General features: G+C 63.0%; 19 protein-coding genes. 8 read left to right on the forward strand and 11 right to left on the reverse strand.

All coding sequences use genetic code 11. The features are described 5' to 3' along the window. Positions 1-18: 18 nt before the first annotated feature. From P0D73_RS14765 to P0D73_RS14780, 4 genes are read left to right on the forward strand one after another with little or no spacing between them, the layout of a single operon-like run. Positions 19-195: a hypothetical protein gene (locus P0D73_RS14765; RefSeq protein WP_165923876.1), complete on the forward strand. Its 177-nt coding sequence runs from the start codon at positions 19-21 to the stop codon at positions 193-195. A gap of 2 nt (positions 196-197) precedes the next feature. After that, positions 198-770, forward strand: a complete 573-nt coding sequence (locus P0D73_RS14770; protein ID WP_106282064.1) for a cupredoxin domain-containing protein — start codon at positions 198-200, stop codon at positions 768-770. Further along, positions 757-2,382, forward strand: coding sequence for a b(o/a)3-type cytochrome-c oxidase subunit 1 (locus P0D73_RS14775; protein WP_408312942.1), 1,626 nt, complete (start codon positions 757-759; stop codon positions 2,380-2,382). The genes P0D73_RS14770 and P0D73_RS14775 overlap by 14 nt, the downstream gene beginning before the upstream one ends. Next, entirely contained in the window at positions 2,379-3,188 is an 810-nt protein-coding gene (locus P0D73_RS14780; protein WP_132376095.1) for a c-type cytochrome, read from the forward strand. The genes P0D73_RS14775 and P0D73_RS14780 overlap by 4 nt, the downstream gene beginning before the upstream one ends. A 72-nt stretch (positions 3,189-3,260) precedes the next feature. Here the strand turns inward: P0D73_RS14780 and P0D73_RS14785 are convergent, their stop codons facing one another. Continuing rightward, on the reverse strand, positions 3,261-4,910 hold the full coding sequence (locus P0D73_RS14785; RefSeq protein ID WP_408431787.1) for a methyl-accepting chemotaxis protein: 1,650 nt from the start codon (positions 4,908-4,910) through the stop codon (positions 3,261-3,263). Between the two features lie 299 nt (positions 4,911-5,209). Here P0D73_RS14785 and P0D73_RS14790 point away from each other — a divergent pair, with 299 nt between their 5' ends. Then, positions 5,210-6,010 (forward strand): bestrophin-like domain, encoded by an 801-nt coding sequence (locus P0D73_RS14790; protein ID WP_408431788.1) that lies wholly within the window; start codon positions 5,210-5,212, stop codon positions 6,008-6,010. A 13-nt stretch (positions 6,011-6,023) separates the two neighbouring features. Here the strand turns inward: P0D73_RS14790 and P0D73_RS14795 are convergent, their stop codons facing one another. The 9 genes from P0D73_RS14795 to P0D73_RS14835 form a co-directional block, all read right to left on the reverse strand. After that, positions 6,024-6,836 carry an HpcH/HpaI aldolase/citrate lyase family protein gene (locus P0D73_RS14795; protein WP_408284206.1) on the reverse strand — a complete coding sequence of 271 codons (813 nt, stop codon included), beginning with the start codon at positions 6,834-6,836 and terminating at the stop codon, positions 6,024-6,026. Positions 6,837-6,870: 34 nt separating this feature from the next. Beyond that, complete coding sequence (locus P0D73_RS14800; protein ID WP_012431680.1) at positions 6,871-7,623, reverse strand: GntR family transcriptional regulator; 753 nt, start codon at positions 7,621-7,623, stop codon at positions 6,871-6,873. A gap of 46 nt (positions 7,624-7,669) precedes the next feature. Next, positions 7,670-8,860, reverse strand: a complete 1,191-nt coding sequence (locus P0D73_RS14805; protein ID WP_408284203.1) for a CaiB/BaiF CoA transferase family protein — start codon at positions 8,858-8,860, stop codon at positions 7,670-7,672. Then, positions 8,857-10,020, reverse strand: coding sequence for an acyl-CoA dehydrogenase family protein (locus P0D73_RS14810; RefSeq protein ID WP_408178292.1), 1,164 nt, complete (start codon positions 10,018-10,020; stop codon positions 8,857-8,859). The genes P0D73_RS14805 and P0D73_RS14810 overlap by 4 nt, the downstream gene beginning before the upstream one ends. Before the next feature lie 10 nt (positions 10,021-10,030). After that, positions 10,031-11,443 (reverse strand): MmgE/PrpD family protein, encoded by a 1,413-nt coding sequence (locus P0D73_RS14815; protein WP_408178291.1) that lies wholly within the window; start codon positions 11,441-11,443, stop codon positions 10,031-10,033. Between the two features lie 6 nt (positions 11,444-11,449). Continuing rightward, positions 11,450-12,856, reverse strand: coding sequence for an MFS transporter (locus P0D73_RS14820; RefSeq protein WP_408178290.1), 1,407 nt, complete (start codon positions 12,854-12,856; stop codon positions 11,450-11,452). Between the two features lie 168 nt (positions 12,857-13,024). Next, the gene (locus P0D73_RS14825; RefSeq protein WP_132376103.1) at positions 13,025-13,525 is read right to left on the reverse strand and encodes a MaoC family dehydratase; all 501 of its coding nucleotides are present in this window, start codon (positions 13,523-13,525) and stop codon (positions 13,025-13,027) included. Positions 13,526-13,879: 354 nt separating this feature from the next. Further along, entirely contained in the window at positions 13,880-14,419 is a 540-nt protein-coding gene (locus P0D73_RS14830; protein ID WP_012431674.1) for a single-stranded DNA-binding protein, read from the reverse strand. Between the two features lie 136 nt (positions 14,420-14,555). Next, on the reverse strand, positions 14,556-15,743 hold the full coding sequence (locus tag P0D73_RS14835; RefSeq protein ID WP_408284196.1) for an MFS transporter: 1,188 nt from the start codon (positions 15,741-15,743) through the stop codon (positions 14,556-14,558). A 345-nt stretch (positions 15,744-16,088) separates the two neighbouring features. Between P0D73_RS14835 and uvrA the strand changes: the two genes are divergently transcribed. Then, complete coding sequence (gene uvrA / locus P0D73_RS14840) at positions 16,089-18,962, forward strand: excinuclease ABC subunit UvrA (protein WP_408178287.1); 2,874 nt, start codon at positions 16,089-16,091, stop codon at positions 18,960-18,962. 34 nt (positions 18,963-18,996) lie between these two features. Beyond that, a complete protein-coding gene (locus P0D73_RS14845) occupies positions 18,997-20,082 on the forward strand; it encodes an AI-2E family transporter (protein ID WP_408178286.1) in 1,086 nt (361 codons plus the stop codon). A 75-nt stretch (positions 20,083-20,157) separates the two neighbouring features. Here P0D73_RS14845 and P0D73_RS14850 read toward each other — a convergent pair whose 3' ends face one another. After that, a complete protein-coding gene (locus P0D73_RS14850) occupies positions 20,158-22,326 on the reverse strand; it encodes a TonB-dependent siderophore receptor (protein ID WP_408431789.1) in 2,169 nt (722 codons plus the stop codon). Positions 22,327-22,654: 328 nt separating this feature from the next. On the opposite strand from P0D73_RS14850, the gene P0D73_RS14855 reads away from it, so the two are divergent. Further along, positions 22,655-23,881 carry a PepSY-associated TM helix domain-containing protein gene (locus P0D73_RS14855; RefSeq protein ID WP_408431790.1) on the forward strand — a complete coding sequence of 409 codons (1,227 nt, stop codon included), beginning with the start codon at positions 22,655-22,657 and terminating at the stop codon, positions 23,879-23,881. Positions 23,882-23,936: the final 55 nt, after the last annotated feature.

Consider the following 23,936-nt stretch of genomic DNA (forward strand, 5'->3'; position numbering starts at 1 on the left):
GCACTGGAGAACTTCTAGATGGAAGCGAACGATACTCGCAGCGCGACCCCGCCTACGGATGACGAAGTGGAACGCGTCGTCGCGGCCGGCCCGCATGGCGCGATCGCCGTGGCCGGTGTCGCCACGCTGATCGTGATGGCGATCTGGTTCGGCTTCTACTTCGTCGTGTTTCTGCCGCGCGGCGTCGTTCACTGATCATGTCGACCGATTCCAATCATCAACCGGGCGGCGGCCACGCGGTCGCGCTACGCGCCGAGCGACGCTGGGCCATCTTCGCCGTCGCGCTGATCGTGCTGATGCTGGCGGTCATCGTCTTCTCCGGGCTGCATTGGGCGATGATGCCGCCCTCGCGCGTCGAGACAATCGATCCGTCGCGCCTGCAACTGTCCGGCGAATTCGTCGAAGACAATCTCGGCAGCGCGGTCGAACCGGACGGCTCGGTGGTGGTGCGCTTCATCGCGCAGCAGTACTCGTTCACGCCGCAATGTCTGCTGGTGCCCGCCGACACGCCGATCACGATCCGCACCACCAGCGCCGATGTCGTGCACGGCCTGCTCGTCACCGACACCAACATCAACACGATGGTCGTGCCCGGCTATGTCGCCACGCTCAATACGCGTTTCGACGCGCCCGCCGATCACACCATGCCGTGCCACGAGTTCTGCGGCTTCGGCCACCAGACCATGTGGGCGCACGTGAAAGTCATCGACAAAGCCACCTTCTTCGAGCAAGCCCGACAATCACGGAGGCTGAGCTGTGTTTCACGCTAAGCGACTCGTTCTCGCGCATTTCTGGCTCGCCTTCATTGCGTTTCTGATCGCGCTGCTGCTCGGCGCCTGGCAGATGCTGGTGCGCAGCCCGCTCGTGCCATGGGTCGGCGACCCCGAGCTCTACTATCGTTCGGTGACCGCGCACGGCTCGGTGATGGCGTACGTACTGCCCACGCTGGTGTCGATGGGCTTCGGCTACGCGATCGTCGAACTCGCGCTCGCGCAGCGTCTCGTCGGTCTCAAATGGGCATGGGCCGCGTTCATCATGCTGGCGATCGGCGCGGTGATGGCGATGGTGCCGGTGGCGCTCGGCCAGGCGTCGGTGCTATATACCTTCTATCCGCCGATGATCGGTAGTCCGTTCTATTACCTCGGCGTGGTGCTGGTAGTAGTCGGCTCGTGGATCTGGGTCGCGCTGATGCACGTGAACCTGCGCATCTGGAAGAGCGCCAATCCCGGCAAGCCGGTTCCGCTCGCGATGTTCGCCAACGTGGCGGGCGCGTATCTGTGGGCATGGACCGCCGTCGGCGCGGCGCTGGAGATCCTGTTCCAGATCCTGCCAGTCGCGTTCGGCCTCACCAACACGATCGACGCCGGCCTCTCGCGCATCCTGTTCTCGTGGACGCTGCACGCGATCGTCTACTTCTGGCTGATTCCCGCTTATATCGCCTACTACACGCTGGTGCCGCGCGCGATCGGCGGACGGCTCTATAGCGATTCGATGGCGCGCGTGTCGTTCATCCTGTTCCTCGTCTTCGCGATGCCGATCGGCATCCACCATCTGTTCGCCGATCCGCAGGTCGGCTCCGGCTTCAAGTTCCTGCATGCGGTGTTCACCGGCATGGTGTCGGTGCCGACGCTGCTGACGGTGTTCACGATTTGCGCGTCGGTCGAAATCGCCGGCAGATTGCGCGGCGGCAAGGGCGCGTTCGGCTGGCTCACCGCCCTGCCTTGGCAGAACCCGATGATGCTCGTGATCGCGTTTTCGTTCGTAATGCTCGGTCTCGGCGGCGCGGGTGGATTGATCAACATGAGTTACCAGTTGAACTCGACCGTGCACAACACCCAGTGGGTAACGGGGCACTTCCATCTGATCTTCGGTGGCGCGATCGTCATCATGTACTTCGCGATCGCCTACGAACTGTGGCCGCAACTGACCGGCCGCGCGATCGCATCGGTGAAGCTGGTGCGCTGGCAACTGTGGCTATGGTTCATCGGCATGATGGTGGTGACGCTGCCGTGGCACTACGTCGGCCTGCTCGGTGCGCCGCGCCGCATGGCCTATTACGATTACAACGCTCTCGGCTTGCAGTCGCAGGCGTTCTGGGTCGGCATGTCGGCGGTCGGCGGATTGATCCTCGTGGTGTCCGGCGTGCTGTTCATCTACATCCTGGCGAAGTCGCAATTCGGTCCGGTGGTTGAGCAACAAAGCTTCCGCTTTGCGAGCGCGGCGCAGCCGGTGGTGCGCGTGCCGGCCGCGCTCAATAGCTTCGGGTTATGGGTGGCGCTGATGATCGGACTCACAGTCGTCAACTACAGTGTGCCGATCGTACAGTTGCTCAGATTGCCGCAGACGTCCGTGCCGGCAGTCGTCGTCGGAGCGCAGCGATGAATCAGGAACGCGTCTTCAGCTTGCGCAACCCTTGGTTCACGGTGAGCGTGGGCGGCATCATTGCGATTGCCGTCGTATCGATACTGATCGGCTTCATCTGGCTGCCTTCGGCGAACAGCGCGTTCGCCGGACGCGGCTTGTGGGCGACGATCTGCAGCGCTGCCGGTGCGCCGTCGAGCTGGTACGGCGGCGCCAATCTCACTGGTCCGGCGCCTAGCGACGTGGTGGTCTTGCCGCCGTTACGGCGCGCGCGAGCCGACGCGAATTCGATTGGCCGCGGCGCGACGATCGCGACGCAAAATTGCTCGATGTGTCACGGCGTACTCGGCACGGTGCAGGTGACGGCGCCCGCGTTGGCCGGGCAATATGCCGACGTGATCTATAAAGAGTTGCGCGACTACCAGAACGGTGTGCGTCAGAACGCGATCATGCAACCGATCATCGCCGCGCGCAGCGATCAGGATCTGCACGATCTGGCGGCTTACTACGCGTCGCTGCCGAGAGCGCCCGCGGCGGAGACGCTGCCCACAGGCGTGGGACCGGATGCGAATGCGGTGAAGCTTGCCATGCAGGGCGATCCGCAGCGCAATATCGCGCCTTGCGCCGCCTGTCACGGGCAACTCGATCGCAAGGGCGCGGCGCCGTGGCTGGGCGGACAGTCGTCGATTTATCTCGCGGCGCAGATGCGCGCCTTTGCTTCCGGCGCGCGGCATAACGACATCAATGAGCAGATGCGCAACGTGGCGCGGCAAATGACGCCGGCCGAGATCGACAGCGTCGCCAAATACTATGCGGCCATGCAGTAGCGGCCGCTTTGTCAGCGCGGCGCCGTTTGTCCCGAAGAGTCAGCGCGCCACCGTGCGAAACATCCGCCGATATCAAGCCGTTGCAAACCCGTTGGCATCGGCCGTCTTCGGTGCGGCAATCGAACCGCTACGCCGCCCGGCAAACGAAGACGAAGTCGCCGCACCGCTCCCAGTCTGGAACACCGACACCGCGGACGTCAGCCGCCGCGCCTGCTCTTCCAGCGAACTCGCGGCCGCCGCGGCCTGCTCCACCAGCGCGGCGTTCTGCTGCGTCACCTCGTCCATCTGCGCGACCGCGAGATTGACCTGATCGATGCCCGTACTCTGCTCGAGCGCGGCCGCCGCGATTTCACCCATGATCGAACTCACACGCGCAATCGCGTTCACGATCTCGGTCATTGTCGAGCCCGAGCGTTGAACCAGTTGCGAGCCGGCCTGCACCCGCGCGGTCGACTCGTCGATCAAACCCTTGATCTCCTTGGCCGCTGCCGCGCTGCGTTGCGCGAGCGAGCGCACTTCGCTCGCCACCACTGCGAAACCGCGGCCCTGCTCACCGGCGCGCGCGGCTTCGACTGCCGCGTTCAGCGCCAGAATATTGGTCTGAAACGCGATGCCTTCGATCACGCCGACAATGTCGGCAATCCGCCGCGAGTCGTCGACGATGCCATGCATCGTGCCCACCACCTGCTCCGTCAGATCGCCGCCTTGTGCCGCAAGCGTGGATGCGCCCTGCGCGAGCGAGCTGGCCTGTTTCGCGTTGTCCGCCGTTTGCTTGACCGTCGAGGTGAGCTGTTCGATGCTCGCCGCCGTTTCTTCGAGCGACGCGGCCTGTTCCTCGGTACGTTGCGACAGATCGGTGTTGCCCGCGGCGATCTCGCTCACGCCGGTGTCGATGGATTCCGTGCCTTGACGCACCGAGTTCACCGTCGTGATCAGCGATTCCTGCATCTTGCGCAACGCGGCCGCGAGACGGCCCATTTCGTTATTGCTGGCCACGACGATCTGGCCGGTCAGGTCGCCGTTGGCGATGCGCTGAAACTGCGCGATGGTGGCGTCGACCGGACGGACGATCGCGCGCACCAGCACCGCGCGGCCGATCCACGCTCCCAGCAGCGACGCGACGATGCCGATCGCCACCGCGATGCAGATTGCATAGAACAGATCCTGCGCGTCCTGATAGCGTTGCGCGCCGTGATCGAGCTGCAACTGTTCGAGCGCGAGCATCGCCTTTTCGTACGCGCTGTAGAGCGACGGCAGCTTGTGAGCCTGCAATTGCTGGAAGGTCGTCTTGTCGCCGGACTTGAGCGCGGCGAGAGCCGGATCGACGCCTTCGTGCAGGAAGGTGTCGCGCTTGTCCTGCATGTCCTTGATGAGACGCTGCTCGTCGGCGTCCGCGCTCGCGCGGCTCACATAGTGGGCAAGACGGTCATTGGAAGCTTTCTGGTACTGATCAAAACGCTTGAGCACGGCATTCGCGCCGTCCTGGTCGTTCAGATCGACGAGCGATGCGTACGTCGCCAGCGCGAGGCGCAGGCGCAGCAACTGTCCGGCGCTGCCTTCGAGGTCGGCGACAGCCGGCGTATCGACGGTGTACATCTGTTGCAGCGAAGCGTTGCTCGAGCGCAGCGACAGCAAGCCGGCGGCGGCGCCGAACAGCAGCACGACGCCGAAGAACAGGATCATCAGGGTAAGGCAGGTGCGAATCGACAGATTTTTCAACATCGGGCTTGTCTCCGTTGGGCTGCCTGACCGAATGTTCAGTGAAAGCCTCGGCCACGCGTGCTGCGCCCAAGCCCGTTCGGCCAGGTCCGCAACTCTTGTATAAATTTAAGCGAACGCCACATATAAGGACTACGGCTTAATAACGAAAAACTTTATGGCTGATGGCGCATGTGCTTGCGATACATCAACATACGAGCGCATATGAAGGGTGATTAGCGCCGGGCGTTGCGGGACTACCCGGGTTCTCGGCGGGCGGCGGTTGATGGAAAGTGTCGAGGATGTGTCTACGGAGCATTGCGATGTCGGAAGTGGGCTCGGCTCTGCTGGTTTTCGCTCTATTGCTCGCCGCGACCGGAGTCGGCGTGTGCGTGCGCCCGCTGCTGCCCGAAGAGCACAAGGCGCATGAGACGGTGCAGTTAATCCAACTGGTGATCGGCATGCTGGTGACGTTCGCCGCGCTGGTACTCGGCTTGATGACGGCGTCCGCGAAATCCAGCTTCGACACCGCCTCGAATGATTTGCGCACCTACGCGGCCGATCTGATCGAGTTCGACACGACGCTGCGCGAATACGGCACGGAAACCGAGCCGGCCCGGCAGTTGTTGCACCGGTACACCGCGGCGGCGATCGCATCGACGTGGCCTGGCGAAACACCGCCCACCGGCGACTATCCGAAAGACATCGGATCGCAGGACAACTCGCAGAAACTGGAGAGTGTGCGGCTCGGCGACATGCTGACCGCCGTGGGCCGAGAGTTGCGGACGCTGCGGGCGCGCGACCCGTTACAACAGCGCGCGCTCGACGATGGGTTGAAGCAATACCGCCGCGTCGTGGATGCGCGGTGGAAGCTCATCGAGGAAGCGCACAGTTCCATTTCCCGACCTTTCCTCACGACATTGACGTTCTGGCTGGGCGTAATCTTTCTAAGTTTCGGCTTGATCGCGCCGCGCAACGCGCTGGCGCTGGTCACGATTTCGCTGGGCGCGGTGTCGATTGCTTCGGCAATCTATGTGATCGTCGATCTGGATACGCCGTTTACGGGCCCGATTGTCATCTCCAGTGCGCCTATGCGGGATGCTCTGGACCATTTGAGACGGTGAGCACCGCACAGCATCACCGGATGCGCGCGTCGAACTCCGCAATCCGCTTCGCCCGCTCGATGACCGGCCGGTCGACCAGTTTGCCATCCACCGCGAACGCCCCTTCCGGATGCTCGCGAGAAGCCGCCAAGACGCGCGCCGCCCAGCGGCGTTCGTCCTCGCTGGGTGCGAAGCCGCTGTTGACCGGTTCCACCTGTCTCGGATGAATGCACAGCTTGCCGCCAAACCCGAAGCGCCGCGCAGTGGCCACATGCCCGGTCAGGCGCGCGAGAATGTCGAGTTCCAGCGTCACCCCGTCGATCGGCGCGGGCAGGCCCGCATAGCGCGATTCGATCACCATCTGCGAGCGCACGTAGTCCAGTTCGACGCCGAGTCCTTCGATGCCGGCATCGCCGCAAAAATCCACCGTGCCGAAGGCAAGCCGCATGACCGACGGCGCGCCGGCAATCTCCCGCATCGCCACCACGCCCGCCACGGTTTCGATGAGCGCCACGATTCGGATCCGCGACGGCAGCCGCGCGGCGACATCGGCGAGTTGCTGCGCGCTGTCCGACTTCGGCAGCATCATCGCGGAAACGCCGGACGCGCGCACCATGTCGACGTCGTCGACATGCCACAGCGTGCCCACCGCATTCACGCGGACCATCAGCCGCGCAGGGTCCGCGGTCGACAGCCAGCGTTGCAGGCCCTCGCGCGCGGCTTGCTTGGCCGCCGGCGCGACCGCGTCTTCGAGATCGATCACCACCGCGTCGGCGCCGCTGTCGAGCGCCTTCGTGAAGCGCTCGGGGCGGTCGCCCGGCACGAACAGATAACTGCGTGCGTCCATCCTGTTCTCCTGAACGGCACGCTTCGCGATGATGCTAGTTCGCGTGCCAGTCGCGTTGAAACGTTTCGGAATAGCTGTAGCGATCCGCCGGATGCACGCTGATGGTCAGCTCGACCACCTGCGCGCGCCGGTTCAGATAGCGGCGGCACAACCACAGCGCGGGCGAGCGCGGCTTCGCGTTCAAACGCTGCGCCAGCTTCGCCGGCAACGCGACCGCGCGGATTTCCTGCTGCACTTCGGCGATCTGCTCACCGAACTGCTTTTCGATCATCGTGTAGATCGGCACGTGCGTCCGGCCACTCAGGCCCGTCAATGAGCGAAACGCGGGGTGGATATACACCTCGGTGTGGCAGATCGGTTCGACACTCTCCGGCGACAGGCGAATGCCCTCGGCCAGCAGCCAGGTTTCGCCCGGCTTTGCGCCGAGCCGCTCGATCAGATCCGGGTCGTCGATCTCGACAGTCTGCGTCGACGCGATCTCCAATTCCGTGTCGGTCGTATAACGGTGCAGATCGCTCAGGCGCTCCATCACCTGACGGTACGCGGTCTCGCTTTGCGTGGCTTTCACGCGGGTGCCGATGCCGGGCCGCCGGTCCACCAGACCACGCTGCTCGAGTTGCTTGATCGCCTGCCGCACCGTGAAGCGGCTCGCGCCGAACTGCTCGCACAGCTCGAACTCGGTCGGCAGCAACGTGCCGATGGGAAACTGCCCGCCCTGAATCTCGTTCAGGAGCGTCTGTGCCAGTTGCATGTAGCGCGGCTGTTGCCCGAGGACTGTCGTGGCCATCTGGATGTGCAAAAAAGTGAAAGGGCGGACGGTTGCCCGCCCGGCCTTATTGCACCACACCCGCCTCCCTCAGCAAAGCGATCCTTTCCGCGCCGTAGCCCAGTTCGTCGAGCAAACGCTGCGTGTCCTGCCCGAGATCCGGCGCGGCGCGCGTCGGCAGGGGCTCGTCGATCCGCACCGGCGCGGCCACGCCGCGTACCTTGCCAAAGCGCGGGTGCTCGGCATCCACCACGCATTCGCGTTCGGCGACGAAGGGATTCTCCAGCGCCTCCTTGACGTTGAACACCGGCGCGGCCGGCACGCGGCCGCCGAAGCGTTCGAGCCATTGCGCCGTAGTGGCGGTCGAGAGTACTGCGTCGAGTTCGGTCTGCACCAGCTCGCGATTCGCGAGGCGCGCCTGGAAGTTGCAAAAGCGCGGATCGGTTACCCACGATGGTTTGTCGATCACTTCGGCGAGCACGCCCCAGAACTTCTCTTTGTTGCACATCAGGAAGATCCAGCCGTCCTGCGTCTTGTACAACTGACTCGGCGTGAGCGACGGATGCGACGAGCGGTTCTCGCGCCCCGTCACCACGCCGCCGTTCAGATACCACGTCGCGACATAGGCGAGGTTATGCAGCGCGACGTCGAAGAGACTCACGTCGATATCGCGTCCTTTGCCCGAGGTCTTCGCATCCACGAGACCGGCGAGGAGCGCCATCGCCGCGGTCGTGCCGGTCATCAAGTCGATGATCGACAAGCCGAAGCGCGCCGGCGGGCTATCAGGCTCGCCCGTGACCGACAGATAGCCGGCCTCGGCTTGCATCAGATAGTCGTAGCCCGGCCATGCCGCGCGGCTGCCGCTGCGTCCGTACGCGGACAGATGCCCGCACACGATCTTCGGATTCGCCTCGCAAAGCTGCGCGTAAGTGAGCCCGAGTTTCGCTGGCAGATCGCCGCGCAGATTGTTGAACACGGCGTCGCTCTTCGCGACGAGGTCCAGCAGCACCGCGCGCGCTTCGGGCTTCTTCAGGTCGAGCGTCATACTGCACTTGTTGCGATTGAAGGCTTCGAAGAAGTGACTGTCGCCTTCGCCGAAGAAATATGGGCCGACCGCGCGGCCGACGTCGCCGCCATTGCTCGGATGCTCGATCTTGATGATCTCCGCGCCGAGGTCCGCGAGATGCTGGGTGGCGAAAGGCCCGGCGCCATATTGTTCGATGGCGAGCACGCGCACACCGGAAAGGGGCAAACTCATACCGGACTCCTTTCGATCAACTGTTTGGCGATGATGATCCGTTGCATCTCGTTAGTGCCTTCGCCGATTGTGAGAAGCGGTGCGTCGCGATACAGGCGCTCGACGTTGTATTCCTTCGAATAGCCGTACGCACCGTGAATGCGCATGGCCTCAATGCTGTTTTCCAACGCGGCTTCGGTCGCGAAGTATTTCGCCATACCCGCTTCCATGTCGCAGCGCTCGCCGCGGTCGTACTTCTTCGCGGCGGCGTCGACCAGCAGGCGGCCCGCTTCGACGCGCGTCGCCATTTCGCCGAGCTTCAACTGGATCGCCTGGTGCTCGCAGATCGGCTTGCCGAAAGTTTTGCGCTGCTGCGAGTAGCTGACCGATTCATCGAGCGCGGCTTGGGCCACGCCGACACCGCGCGCCGCGACATTGATGCGGCCGAGTTCGAGCCCGCCGAGTATCTGCTGCAGGCCTTTTCCTTCCACGCCGCCAATCAATGCATCCGTCGATACGTGATAGTCGTTGAACGACAACTCGCAGGTATCGATGCCTTTGTAGCCGAGCTTTTCGAGTTGCCGGCTGACCTCGAACCCCGGCCCTTTCTGCACCAGCAACAAACTCATCCCACGATGACGCGGCTGCGCGGTCGTATCCGTCTTCACCAACAGCGCCAGCGTGTTACCGTGCTTGCTGTTGGTGATCCACGTCTTGTTGCCGTTCACGACGTACTCGTCGCCGACGCGTTTGGCGCTCGTGCGAATGGCCTGCAGATCGGTGCCACAATCGGGCTCGGTGAGACCGATGCCGCCGCGCCATTCGCCAGTGGCGAACTTCGGCAGATATTTGCTTTTCTGCTCGGGCGTGCCGTTGCGTTGCACCAGCATCGCGAGAATCAGATGCGAATTGATGATGCCGCTCACCGACATCCACACCCGCGAGATGCGCGCGATGATCTGCGCGTAGGTCCGGGTCGACAGACCCAACCCGCCATACTCGGGATCGATGATGCAGCCGAATAGGCCCATCTCCTTCATCTTCTCGACGATCTCCGCCGGGTAGATATCGTCGTGATCGAACTTGTGGACGTAAGGACGCACCTCGGTTTCGAGAAAGCGGTCCAGCATGTCGAGAATCAGTTGATCGTTTTCCAGCGTGTCGAGTTCGGTTGCGGTCATGATGACGTCCTTAGGATGCGGTGTGTCCGGCAAGCGTGTCCGCGAACGCGCGGGCCGGCCGTTCGTCGAGTTGCAATACGGCTTGGGCAATCTGTTCGGCGGTGCTGCGCGAGACGCTGCGCTGCGCGTTCGCGTAGAACTTGGCGACGATGTCGTCGTTGCTGACGGGCCGATCCGCGCAACCGCGATTGATCGCCTCGCGATGCGCGACGCGCGAGCCGTCGCTGCGTTCCACCACGACCTCGCCGGTGTAGTGGCGCGGGAATGTCGTGTCGGGGTCGATTTCGTAATCGACTTTTTTGGCGAGCGCCAAAACCGCCGGATCGGCAAGCGCGGCAGGTTCGAGTTCGTCGAGCGTGAAGCGGCCTTTGAGCAATGCGGTGGCGACGATGTACGGCACACTGAATTGCGCGTCGTAGGCAGTTACCGGTTTGCGCTTCGCGTCGACCGGTTCGCATACGATCTCGACCGTGCCGCGTGGTACTTTGGCGACCACATGTCGGATCGAATCGAGCTTTTCTGCCGAGAAGCGATGCTCGCGATGCAGCGCGATCGCCGCGTCGGCGACTGCATGCGTGAAGTGACACGCCGGCAGCGGTTTGATTGCGACTTCGTCGATCTGCCACGTACTGCCGAGGCCTTCTGTGGCGAGTTCACGATCAGCCACGTCGAGCGGCTTGCCGAGGTGGCTAGCGTATAAACCGAAGCGCCCTTCGTAGGCCAAACGCGGCCCGGTGAACCCGTGCTTCGCGAGCGTCGCGGCGGTGATGCCCGAGGCCGCCGCGAAACCGGGATGGGCGCGCTTGGTCCACGCGCCGTCTTCGAGGAATTCGAGGCTGCCGGCCGCCATCGACAGAACGATGCCTTGTGCGTGCGCTATGCGGGCTTCGTCGAGTTGCAGCAAACGCGACGCGGCAACCGCGCAACCGAACGCGCCGACTAGACCCGTCGGATGAAACCCGGCGTCGTGGAATCCGCCCTTGGCCGCCGATGCCACGCGCGTCGACACTTCCATTGCGACGATGTACGCAGCCAGCAAGTCCGCGCCGCTCAGCCCGTCACGGTCGGCGAGCGCGAGCACGCACGGCAATGCGCTGGTGGTCGAGTGAATGACGCCGCGTGAATGCGTGTCGTCGAAGTCGAGTCCGTGAATCAGCACGCCGTTCATCATCGCCGAGTCGCGCAAGGCGAGCCGCCGGCCGTAACCGATCACCGGCGAGGCACCGCTGCCGAGCTCGGAGAAAGCAGCGAGCGAGACATCCGCATACGGATAACCACGCGACGCGAACGCAATGCCGACAGCGTCGAGAATCAGATGCTTGGCGCGCGTCTGCACGGCGCGCGGCACGTCGCGCAATTGCAGGCCCAAGCCGAAGCGCGCGTACTGATCGGACAGCGTGACGGAGGATTCGAGTGAAGTCATGGGTTTTTAACCTTGCTGGGTAGCGGGTAGCGAATCAGAGTTGGTGTCGAGGCTCGGCGAGATCCGCTCGAGCGCATGCTGATTGGTTTCCACACGCAGCAGCAGAATGCCGAACACCAGCAATGCGAGGACGCCGCTCACCATGGCCAGCACGCCGGACACGCCGAACGAGTTGTAGAGCAGCACCGCGAGATACGGCGTGGTCATCGAGGCAGCACGGCCACATACACCTGCCGTGCCGGTGCCGCGCAGACGTAGTTCAGTCGGAAAGAGTTCGGGGATGTAGGCAAACAGACCGAGCGTGGTGACCGTGTAAATGCACGTGATCAACACGAAGCCGACGCTGCTGATCGCCCAGCCCGCATGCATGTTCGGATAGATGAAGCCGACCACGATCGTGGCGATCGCGAAAATCACGAGACCACGCGCCCGGCCGATGCGGTCCGCGCAGAAGAAGCCGACCAGTGCGCCGCCCGGCGCGCCGAACGCCATCAGCGTCGTGAAGCCGAGCGATTGCACGATGGTGAGACCTTCCTTGACGAAGAAGGTCGGCAGCCACGCAACAAAGCCGTACACCGAAATATTCACGGCGACCGCCGTGAGAATGGCGACCAGCGTGCGGCCGAGCATGGCCTGTGAAAACAGGGCGGAGAACGGCGCTTTCGGCACTTCGAGACTTTCGGTGCGTTCGACCGGCGGCAACGGACCTTTCTGACGCTGGACCTCGTGCTCGATGGCGGCGACAGTGGCCTCGGCTTCTTCGCTGCGTCCGACCGATTCGAGCCAGCGTGGCGACTCCGGCATCCGGTGCCGCAGCACCCACACGATGATCGCGCCGACGCCGGCAATCGCGAACATATAGCGCCAGCCCAGATGCGGAATCACGACGTAGCCCACCGCCGTCGAGACCAGCAAACCGGAATTGATGATGAGCGCGAGCAGAGCGGTCCAGCGTCCGCGCGATGCGGGCGGGATGAACTCGCACAGGGTGCCCGCCGCGACCACCAGTTCGGCGCCGAGGCCGACGCCCATGATCAGCCGCAGCACGATCAGCCACATCATGTTCGGCACGAAGCACGCGGCAATCGACGCGAGGCCGAAGATCAGCAGGTTGGTCTGGTACGACGAGCGGCGGCCGAAGCGGTCGCCGAGATAGCCGGCAAACCCCGCGCCGATCAGCATGCCGAGAAACGTCACCGAGATGAATAGCGCGTTCAGCTTCAGATCCGAGAAGCCCGCTTTCACCATCGCGCCGAGCGCGCCGGCGGCGAGATAGATGTCGAAGGCGTCGAGAAAGGCGCCCGCGCTGATGAGCCCGAGAACCTTCCAGTGAAAGGACGCGATGGGCAGGCGATCGAGTCGCGCGCCCGAGTTGACGATACCGATAGCCACCTTTGTCTCCTTGGTGTGCATGCGGCCGCGCTAACGCTCGCCGCATCGTGACGCCTGTTCGGGCGTCGCCGGAATCCGCGCGCTGGCTGCTCTTGCCGGCAGGTGGGCGCTGTTTTGCTGCTTGTCGTTCTCAGACTGTGCGGGCGTTCGCCCCGGACATGCGGCGGTTTGCGCCGGACAACGCGTCAATCAATCGCCGACGCCGTGCCCGCGTGCCGGCACCAGCGCGCTGCGCACGAAATCCATGATCGGCGTGCCGTCCTGCTTGAACGCGCGGGTTTGCACGGTGACGATGCCCTGCCCCGGACGCGACTTCGACTCACGCTTTTCCAGCACTTCGGATTCCGCATAGATCGTATCGCCGCAAAACACCGGGCCGGTCAGACGAATCTCTTTCCAGCCGAGATTGGCGATGGCCTTGCCGCTGACGTCGTTCACCGAAAGACCCAGCACCACGGCCACCGTCAGACCGCTATTGACGAGCAGGCGGCCGAACTCGCTTTTGGCCGCGTAGGCGGCGTCGCAGTGCATCGGATGGAAATTCATCGTCAGCAGCGAGAAGTGGATGTTGTCGGCTTCGGTAATAGTGCGCCCTGGCCGGTGTTCGTAGATATCGCCCACCTGAAAATCTTCGAGGTAGCGGCCGTAGCTGGCGCGAATGCGCGTTTTGACTGCGACGTCGGACTCCATGCCTGTCTCCTGTCGACCAGAGTTGGCGCTTTCGCGCCTTACTCTGGTCCCATGCAACTTGGTTGCGGTTTCCGAGTGACTTATCGGTCTTTGTTACTTTGTCCGTACAAAGTGTGATTCGAGTATTGTCGGCGGACGGGTGAATGTCAAGGCGACATTCCTGGAAAGGCCGATGATTGGCGGCAAATGCGCCGCTGAGGCACGCCAGGACTCATGACCAGGTTTATCCCTGGCCCGTGGTCATGGGTGGGGCGCGACGTGTTGTCGGCTGAACTGTCTTATGGATGCGCCAATAAAAAACCCCGCTGGTTGAGCGGGGTTTTTTTGCATCGATTCGGTGCGAGTGCGGATGATTTAGAACGGAATATCGTCATCCATCTCATCGAACCCGCCGCCGGCCGGCGCGCTCGGACGGCTTGCACCACCACCGCCACCACCGCTGCCACCACGCGCACCACCGCCCGACACCGCGCGGCCGCCACCACCGCCACCGCCGCTGCGCTCCGACGGTTCGCCACGGCTGTAGCCGCCTTCGTCGCCACCGCCACCCATCGAACCGCCACGGCCACCCAGCATCTGCATCTGCTCGGCGACGATTTCCGTCGAGTAACGGTCGGTGCCGTCTTGCGCCTGCCACTTACGGGTGCGGATGCGCCCTTCCAGGTAGACCGACGAGCCCTTCTTCAGATATTCGGACACGATTTCCGCGAGGCGGCCGAAGAACGACACGCGGTGCCATTCGGTCGCTTCCTTCATTTCGCCGGACGCCTTGTCCTTGTACCGATCCGTCGTTGCAAGGCGGATGTTCGCCACTGCGTCGCCGCTCGGAAGATAACGGACTTCCGGATCGGCTCCGAGATTGCCGACGAGAATGACCTTGTTCACGGATGCCATGAGTTTCTCCTGTTGATTCCGTTACGGGCGGCGCGGCAATACACGTTTTCGCGTTTCAGGGCCGGCAGGCCCGAGACCGGAACTGCGCCTCTGCCCGCCGCCGGGTGAGTTCTGGGTGTGTTCGGGATGCGCCGTATTACGCTTTGCGCGGCGGCTGTTTCATCTGTGCGGCGATTATAAGCCAGCACAAGACGAGCCCCGAACACGTAAAAAAGACAGCGCTCTGACCATCCACTTTCAGCAGCCAACCGCCGACCACTCCGCCCAGCGCAAGACCGATCGATTGCGTGGTGTTGTACACGCCGGCGGCCGCGCCCTTGCGGGTGCCGGGCGCCAGTTTCGACACCAGCGAAGGCTGCGAGGCCTCAAGAATATTGAAGCCCAAAAAGTACACAAAAAGAATCGCCGCCACACTCAGAATCGTATGCGGAGCGACGCCCAATAACAACTGTCCGATCAGGATAAGACCAATCGCGGACAGCAGCACGATCTTCATTTTGCCGCGCTTTTCGGCGGCGATGATCGCGGGCACCATCATCACGAACGAGAGGCCCATGACCGGCAAATACACTTTCCAGTGCGACGCGACCGGCAGGCCGCCGGCTTCGAGAATGCGCGGCACGACGAGGAACAACGCGGTTTGCGTGGCATGCAGCACCAGCACGCCGAAGTTAAGACGCAGCAGTTCGACGTTGTGCAGCACTTCGGCGAACGGCGCGCGCACGTGCACCGGCTTCGGCGCATCGGGCACGATCCACAGCACCACGCCGATCGCCAGAATCGAGAAGATGCCGACGAGCGTAAACAGCCCGCTCATGCCGACCCAGTGGAACACGATAGGCGCACCGACAATCGCCACCGCGAACGACACGCCGATGCTGCCGCCCACCATCGCCATCGCCTTGGTGCGATGTTCCTCGGCAGTCAGGTCGGCGATAAACGCGATCACCGCCGACGACACCGCGCCCATGCCCTGAATCACCCGCCCGACGATGATCCACGTCATGTCGTGCGCGCCCGCCGCCACGAAGCTGCCGAGCGCGAAAATCAGCAGACCGGTCGCAATGACCGGTTTGCGTCCGACCTTGTCGGAGACCCAGCCATAAAAGATGTACAGCATGGATTGCGTCACGCCGTACGCTCCGAGCGCGATCCCCACCAGCAGCACGTTATCGCCGCCGGGGATGGTCTTCGCGTAGATCGAGAACACCGGCATGATCATGAAGAGACCGAGCATGCGCAGCGCGAAGATCGCGGCAAGCGACACGGTCGCGCGCAGTTCAGGCGCGCTCATGCGTGAGGAGGTGGCAGACGGATTGGACATCGGGAGCGTTCGTTGATTGAGCTGGGCGGCACACCGCGGGCGGACACAGCAGCGGAGCGGCCACGACCGCGCGGCTTACCGCAAGACGGCGGGCTCGCAGCGGCGCGGCGTTCGAGCCGACGGCCTTACTGCATGCCCGCTGGCGCCTCGCGGTGCCTTGCGGTTGCCTTGTACTCGCGGAAAACGGCCCCAGTTAGACCTCTTCCCCGCAGCGCTGGACCGCTGCCTTACAGCTCGCCTCAACGCCTCTTCAGGCTGTCAGGAAGCCGTAACGGCGGTCTTGAAAAGTCGTTATAGTAGCAGGTTTAGCCTCTTCCTCTTTCCGCCAGTTCATGGAATAAATCCGTGGAACAAATCCGTATTCGTGGGGCTCGCACCCACAACCTGAAGAACGTCAATCTCGACCTACCCCGTCACAAGCTCGTCGTCATCACGGGCCTTTCAGGCTCGGGCAAATCGTCGCTGGCGTTCGACACGCTCTATGCGGAAGGACAACGGCGCTACGTCGAAAGTCTCTCCGCCTACGCACGCCAGTTCCTGCAATTGATGGAAAAGCCGGACGTCGATCTGATTGAAGGCCTGTCGCCGGCAATCTCGATCGAACAGAAAGCGACCTCGCACAATCCGCGCTCCACGGTTGGCACCGTCACCGAGATTCACGACTACCTGCGACTCTTGTTCGCGCGGGTCGGCACGCCTTACTGTCCGGATCACGAAATTCCGCTGGAAGCGCAAAGCGTCTCGCAGATGGTCGACGCGGCGCTCGCGCTGCCGGAAGAAACCAAGCTGATGATCCTCGCGCCCGTCGTGGCGAACCGCAAAGGCGAACACGTCGAACTGTTCGAGGAAATGCAGGCGCAAGGCTTTATCCGTTTCCGCGTGCGCTCGGGCGGCGGCACCGCCAATGAAGGCGTGGCGAAGATTTATGAAGTCGACTCGCTGCCGAAACTGAAGAAGAACGACAAGCACACCATCGACGTGGTCGTGGACCGCCTGAAAGTGCGCCCCGACATGAAGCAGCGTCTCGCCGAATCGTTCGAAACGGCACTGCGTCTCGCCGACGGCCGCGCGATCGCGCTCGAAATGGACACGGACAAGGAGCATCTGTTCAGCTCGAAGTTCGCCTGCCCGATCTGCTCGTACTCGCTGCAGGAACTGGAGCCGCGTCTTTTCTCGTTCAACAATCCGATGGGCGCATGCCCGGAATGCGATGGCCTCGGCCAGATCACTTTCTTCGATCCGAAGCGGGTGGTCGCGCATCCTTCGCTGTCGCTCGCGGCGGGCGCGGTGAAGGGCTGGGACCGGCGCAACCAGTTCTACTTCCAGATGCTGCAGAGTCTCGCGGCGTTCTACGAGTTCGACATCGACACAGCGGTCGAAGATTTGCCGGAGAAAGTGCGCAAGATCCTGCTGTTCGGTTCGGGCAAGCAGGAGATCCCGTTCTCGTACATCAACGAACGTGGCCGCACTTCGGTGCGCGAGCATGTATTCGAAGGGATCATCCCGAATCTGGAGCGGCGTTACCGCGAGACCGATTCGGTCGCGGTGCGCGAAGAGCTCGCCAAGTATCAGAACAACCAGCCCTGCCCGGCCTGCGCCGGCACGCGGCTGCGCCGCGAAGCGCGCTTCGTGCGCATCGGCGCGGATGGCGACGCGCGCGGCATCTTCGAAATCAGCGGCTGGCCGCTGCGCGACGCGCTCGGCTATTTCCAGACCCTGCGCCTGGAAGGCTCGAAGCGCGAGATCGCCGACAAGGTGGTCAAGGAAATCGTCGCCCGGCTGATGTTCCTGAATAACGTCGGGCTGGATTACCTGTCGCTCGAACGCAGCGCGGAGACGCTGTCAGGCGGTGAGGCGCAGCGGATTCGCCTCGCGTCGCAGATCGGCTCGGGCCTGACCGGCGTGATGTACGTGCTGGACGAGCCGTCCATCGGCCTGCATCAGCGCGACAACGACCGGCTGATCGCCACGCTCAAGCATCTGCGCGACCTCGGCAACTCGGTGATCGTCGTCGAACACGACGAAGACATGATCCGCATGGCCGACTACGTGGTCGACATGGGCCCGGGCGCGGGCGAACACGGCGGCATGGTGATCGCCGAGGGCACGCCCAAGCAGGTGCAGGCGAACGCGGCGTCGATGACCGGGCAGTATATGTCCGGCGCGCGCAACATCGAGTTCCCGGACGAGCGCAAGGAGCCCGACGAAAAGCGCCTGCGTATCGTCGAGGCGTACGGCAACAATCTGCAGCACGTGTCGCTGGACTTGCCGGTCGGCTTGCTCACCTGCGTGACCGGCGTGTCCGGCTCGGGCAAGTCCACGCTCATCAACGACACGCTGTACCACGCGGTCGCGCATCACCTGTATGGCTCGGCTACGGAGCCGGCGCCGTACGAATCGATCGAGGGCCTCGAGCACTTCGACAAGGTCATCAACGTCGACCAGTCGCCGATCGGCCGCACGCCGCGCTCGAACCCGGCCACCTACACGGGCCTCTTCACGCCGATCCGCGAACTGTTCGCGGGCGTGCCCGCGGCCAAAGAGCGCGGCTACGAAGCCGGCCGCTTCTCGTTCAACGTGAAGGGCGGACGCTGCGAATCCTGCCAGGGCGACGGCGTGCTGAAGGTCGAGATGCACTTCTTGCCGGACGTGTACGTGCCGTGTGACGTCTGTCACGGCAAGCGCTACAACCGCGAAACGCTCGACGTGCAGTACAAAGGCAAGAACATCAGCGAAGTGCTCGACATGACGGTGGAGAACGCCTACGAGTTCTTCAAACCGGTGCCGGTCGTCGCGCGCAAGCTGAAAACCTTGCTGGACGTGGGTCTAGGCTATATCCGCCTGGGTCAGTCGGCCACCACGCTGTCGGGCGGCGAGGCACAGCGCGTCAAACTATCTTTGGAACTGAGCAAGCGTGACACGGGTCGCACGCTATACATACTTGACGAGCCGACCACCGGCCTACATTTTCATGACATCGCTTTGTTGCTCGAAGTGATTCATCGATTACGCGACCAGGGTAATACCGTCGTGATCATCGAGCATAATCTCGATGTAATTAAGACTGCGGACTGGGTCATCGACCTGGGTCCTGAGGGCGGGGCCGGCGGCGGGCAGATCATTGCCCAGGGCACGCCGGAGCAGGTGGCGAAGTCAAAGGCAAGTTTTACCGGTAAGTACCTGGCGCCTCTGCTGAAACGCGCGGCCAGTAAAAAGTAACGCTGCACAACTCAGGTTGGAGACGGAATAAGCCATGGCCAAGCGGAATCAGGCGCGCGACGACGGGCAAGTGCAGGACCTACGCCCACGCCCGGTCAGGCTGACGAGCGACATGAGCCTGCCGAAGCTGTCGGCGGTCGAAATCGGCAGTTATATCGTGATGCTGTTCGGCATGTGGGCGGTCATCGAACTTCGTCTGCTCGGCGCGTTGCTCGCCGGGCTGCTGGTGTTCCAACTGGTCCACACGATCGCGCCGCGCATCGAGCGCCACATGTCGAGCAAGCGGGCGCGCTGGCTCGCGGTGGTGATCCTGGCTACGGTGATCGTGGGCGCGCTGACGGGGCTCACGCTCGGTATCATCGAGCATTTCGAGAACGACGTGCCGAGCGTGCAGAAGCTGCTCGACCAGGCCATGCAGCTGATCGACCAGGCGCGCGGCCGGATTCCGCAATTTGTCGCCAACTATCTGCCGGTCGACACCGAACAGATGAAGACCAAGGCGGCGGAACTGATGCAGACGCACGCCAACATGCTGCAGCAAAGCGGCAAGACCGCGGCGCGCGCGTTCACGCATATCCTGATCGGCATGATCATCGGCGCGATCATCGCGGTCGGCGCGCAAAAGCATATGCAGCGGTTGCCGCTGTCCACGGCGTTCGTCACACGCGTGACACGTTTCGCCGATGCGTTTCGCCGCATCGTGTTCGCCCAGGTGAAAATTTCCGCGATCAACGCGGTCTTCACCGGTATCTTCCTGCTGGTAGTCCTGCCGATCTTCCACGACACACTGCCGTTGTCGAAGACGCTGGTGCTGGTCACGTTTATCGTCGGCTTGCTGCCGGTGATCGGCAATCTGATCTCGAACACGATCATCGTCGCGGTGGCGCTCTCGGTGAGCTTTCCGGCGGCGGTCATGTCGCTCGTGTTCCTGATCCTGATTCACAAGCTCGAGTACTTCCTGAACGCGCGCATCGTCGGCGGACAGATCGAGGCGCGCGCGTGGGAATTGCTGATCGCCATGCTCATCATGGAAGCCGCGTTCGGTCTTCCCGGCGTGATCGCGGCGCCGATTTTTTATGCGTACATCAAGCGCGAACTGATTTACTTGCGGTTGGTTTGAGGCTGCGGCGAGCGGTCTGGAACGCGGGTCGGCGGGTAAGAAAAAGCGGCACTTTCGGTGCCGCTTTTTTCATGCTCAGAAGTCGATGCGCGCATTCAGTGACAACGTGCGCGGGTCGCCCGGCGTCACATAGTCCGCGTATTGGTACTCCCAGTAGCGGCGATTGAGCAGGTTGTCGATCGCCGCGCGGAACGTCACATCGTAGCCGCCTATGCGCGTCGCATAGCTCGCGCCGAGATTGACCAGCATGTAGCCCGGCGTATCCAGATTGCCGGACGGGCGCACGTTGGTGTTGCCCGTGAACTTCGCGTCGGCGCCGATGCGCAGCCCCGGCACATACGGCACCGAGTACGTCGCATGGCCCGCTACGACGAACTGCGGCGCGCCGGCCACGCGATTGCCGTTATTGGCCGAGCCCTTCTCGTACTTCGTGTTGATCCACATGAGATCGCCACCGACGTTCCAACTTGCGCCCAGACGAACATCGCCGCCGAACTCCACGCCCTGGAAGATCGACTCGCCGTCCTGCGTGTAGACGTTAGCGCTATTCGCGTAGGCCGAGCCGCGCTCGATCCGGAACAGCGCGGCCGTCGCGCTCCAGCGCTCATGCTCGCTCTTGATCCCGACTTCGTACTGCTTGCTGCGCAACGGGTTGAGGAGTTCGCCGCGGTTCGCGTAGGTGTCGCCCACCACGGTGCCTGCTTCCAGCGACTCAACGTAGCTCGTGTAGAGCGTCGTGGTCGGCGCGAGCTTGAACATCAGCGCCACCGTCGGCGTCACGACGCCGTTCTGGCTATAGGTCGAGGTGGTCGCGCCGGTGGTCGAGTAGCCGTGCTGCTCGTAATTCGTGTAGCGCACGCCGCCGAGTACCGACCAGCGCTGCGTCAACTGGATCGTATCGTTCGCGAACAACGCTTTTTGCGTGATGTCGCTGTCGCGGTAGGTCGAGTAGTTCGACGCGCTGTAGAACGTATTGGTGTTCGGCTGGTAGAGGTTGCCGGTGCCGATCTGGCCGAAGAAGCTGTTCGCGCCGTAGTCGTTCGTTTGACGCTGATACGCCGCGCCGATCACGAGATGGTGCTGCAACGGCCCCGTCTTCACGCTGCCTTCCGCCGACACCTGCCACAAGCTCAACTGATGCCCTTCCTTGCCGGCGAAGCGGCTGTCGGTGTAATCGCCGGCGCTGTTCTGCAGATAGTAGGTGCTTTCGTTGCGATCGCGCGAGCTTTTGCTGTAGCTGTAGGTCGCGTTCAGCGTCCAGTCCGGGCTCAGGTTGTACTGCACGCCCGCGGTATAGAGTTGGACGTTCGTGTTCAGATGCTGGTCGGGACCGGAAAGGTTGCTGGTGCCGCCGCTCATCGTATGCGGCAAGACGGTGCCCGGATATTCCGCCGTCGAGATCGCGCCGGTGATACCGCTCGAATGGCGCTCCTGATACAACGCGCCGAACGTGGCCTTGAGGTCGCGCGTGATGCGCGCATCGAGTGCGACCGACACCGAGTCGCGCCGCACGTTGCCGTCGTTATAAGTCTTGCCTTCCTCGTGCGTGGCGTTCAGGCGATAGCCGAACATACCGTTCGGACCGACCCGGCCGCCGAGATCCGCATGCTCGGTCCATACGCCGTCGGTGTAATAGCCGATGTCGACGCTGCGCACGGGCGTCGTCGAGACCGGCGGCTTTTTCGTCACGTAGTTGACCACGCCGCCCGGCGCGCCGAAGCCGTACGTGAAACCGGTCAGCCCCTTGAGCACCTCCACTTTCTCGAGTTGCTCGTACGGCATCGTGACGCCGTAGCTGTTAAACGGCATGCCGTCGATCTTGAAGCCCGACTGCCAGTCGAGCTGCATGCCGCGCACCGTCAGATACGTGGCCCATGCGTTGTAGGCGTTGCCGTTGTCGGAGACGGAGGCGTCGGTGGCGAATACATCGCCGAGCTTGGTTGGCTGGCGATCCTGCAGCTCTTCACTCGTGACCACGGTGGTCGAGAACGGCGTGTCGAGTTGCGATCGTGTGCCGAGCGCGCCGCTGCTCACGTCTTCCTTCAGATGCTGCTCGGTGTCTTGCGCCGCTGTGACCTTGACGGCCGGCAGCGCTTTTTCGCCGTTATCCGTCGACGCTGCCGTGCCCGACGCCTGCTGTGCCCATGCCGCGTGGCTGGTTGCCAGCGCCAGACACACTGTCAAATGCAGCGGCCGCATCGTCAGTTTTTTCTTCGGCTCTTCTACCCCGTTTCTTACGCTCATCGCCTGATTCCGCAGTTTTTGTTTTTCCCCACCAAATGAGAATGATTCCCATTCGACAAGGTCGCGATGATGCCGAAGATTTATGCTAATTGTAAGCTTCGATATGCGACATTTTGTCGCACAGGCTGCAGCCATGTTGGCTGAAACCCTTGCTGGATGGTGCTCTCAGGGCCACGCGCAAGCAGGCGGCTGTTGTCGAGCCACGCCACATTTACGACAAACTTGCAGCGCGTGGCATGATTCCTTAAGATGCGAACAATTCCCATTTGCACCAAGCCTCTGTCGTGACACCCCTTTCGAAGTCCTGCTCCGTCGCGACGGCTCGCCCATGAGGCGCCAGTTCGTCCGTCTGCATCGCTGGTTCGGTGTCGCCACGGCGCTGTTTCTGTTCGTCGCCGGTCTGACTGGCGCGATCATCGCGTGGGACCATGAGCTCGATGCGGCGCTGAATCCATCTTTCTTCAAAGCCCGCACCGCCGGCCCGGCACTGTCGGGCCTCGAGTTGGCGCGCCGCGTTGAAGCCGCCGATCCGCGTCTCCAGGTGACGTATCTGCCGCTGGCGGCCGAGCCTGGCCATACGCTGCAAATGATGGTGCTGCCGCGGACCAACCCGGCCACGCAGAAGCCCTACCCGCTCGATTTCAATCAGATCGCCGTCGATCCCGCCACCGGCGAGATCCAGGGACGCCGCGAATGGGGCGTCGTCTCGCTCGCGCGGCTCAATCTGATCCCGTTCATCTACAAGCTCCACTACACACTGCAACTGCCGTTTACGGGCGGCGTCGATATCGGCACGTGGTTGATGGGGATCGTCGGCATCATCTGGCTGTTCGACAGCGTGATCGCGCTGTGGCTCTCGTTTCCGAGCGTCAAGGCGTGGCGCAAGTCGTTCGCGTTCCGCCTCGGGCGCGGCGGCTATGCGCTCACTTTCGATTTGCACCGCTCGGGCGGCGTGTGGATCTGGGGCTTGCTGATGATCGTCGCGCTGACGTCGGTGTCGATGAATCTGTCAGCGCCAGTGGTGCGCCCAATCGTGTCGCTGTTCTCGAAGCTCACGCCGGATCCGATCAACAACCCTGAAATCCTGCGCGCCGCGCAACCCGGCGACAAAGTGTTGAGCCGCGAGCGCATCGTGCAACTGGCAGAGCAGGCCGGCAAGGCGCAAAACCTCGGCGTCGCGCCTGGCGGTATCTATTACGCGGAATTCCTGCATGCCTATGGCGTCGGTTTCTACGCGACGGGCAACGATCACGGCGATTTCGGCCTCGGCAATCCGTGGATGTATTGGGACGCGGCCACCGGCAAGCAACTCGGCGCGCAGATTCCCGGCAAGGGCACGGCGGGCGACATCTTCGTGCAGGTGCAATTCCCGCTGCACTCGGGACGCATCCTCGGTCTCGGCGGACGGATTCTGATCAGCGCAGTCGGCGTCGCGGTCGCCGTGCTGAGCGCCACGGGGCTGCTGATCTGGCTGAAGAAGCTGAACGCGCGCCGCCGTTCGGCGCAAAACGCCAACGTGGCGCGCGACGCGGGCCAGTCCGCAGCGCGCTCATAGACTCAAATAAACAAAAAGGCGGCGCCGGGATCATCCGGCCACCGCCTTCTACTGC

The organism is Paraburkholderia sp. RL18-101-BIB-B, from assembly GCF_046026985.1.
GTDB lineage: Bacteria > Pseudomonadota > Gammaproteobacteria > Burkholderiales > Burkholderiaceae > Paraburkholderia.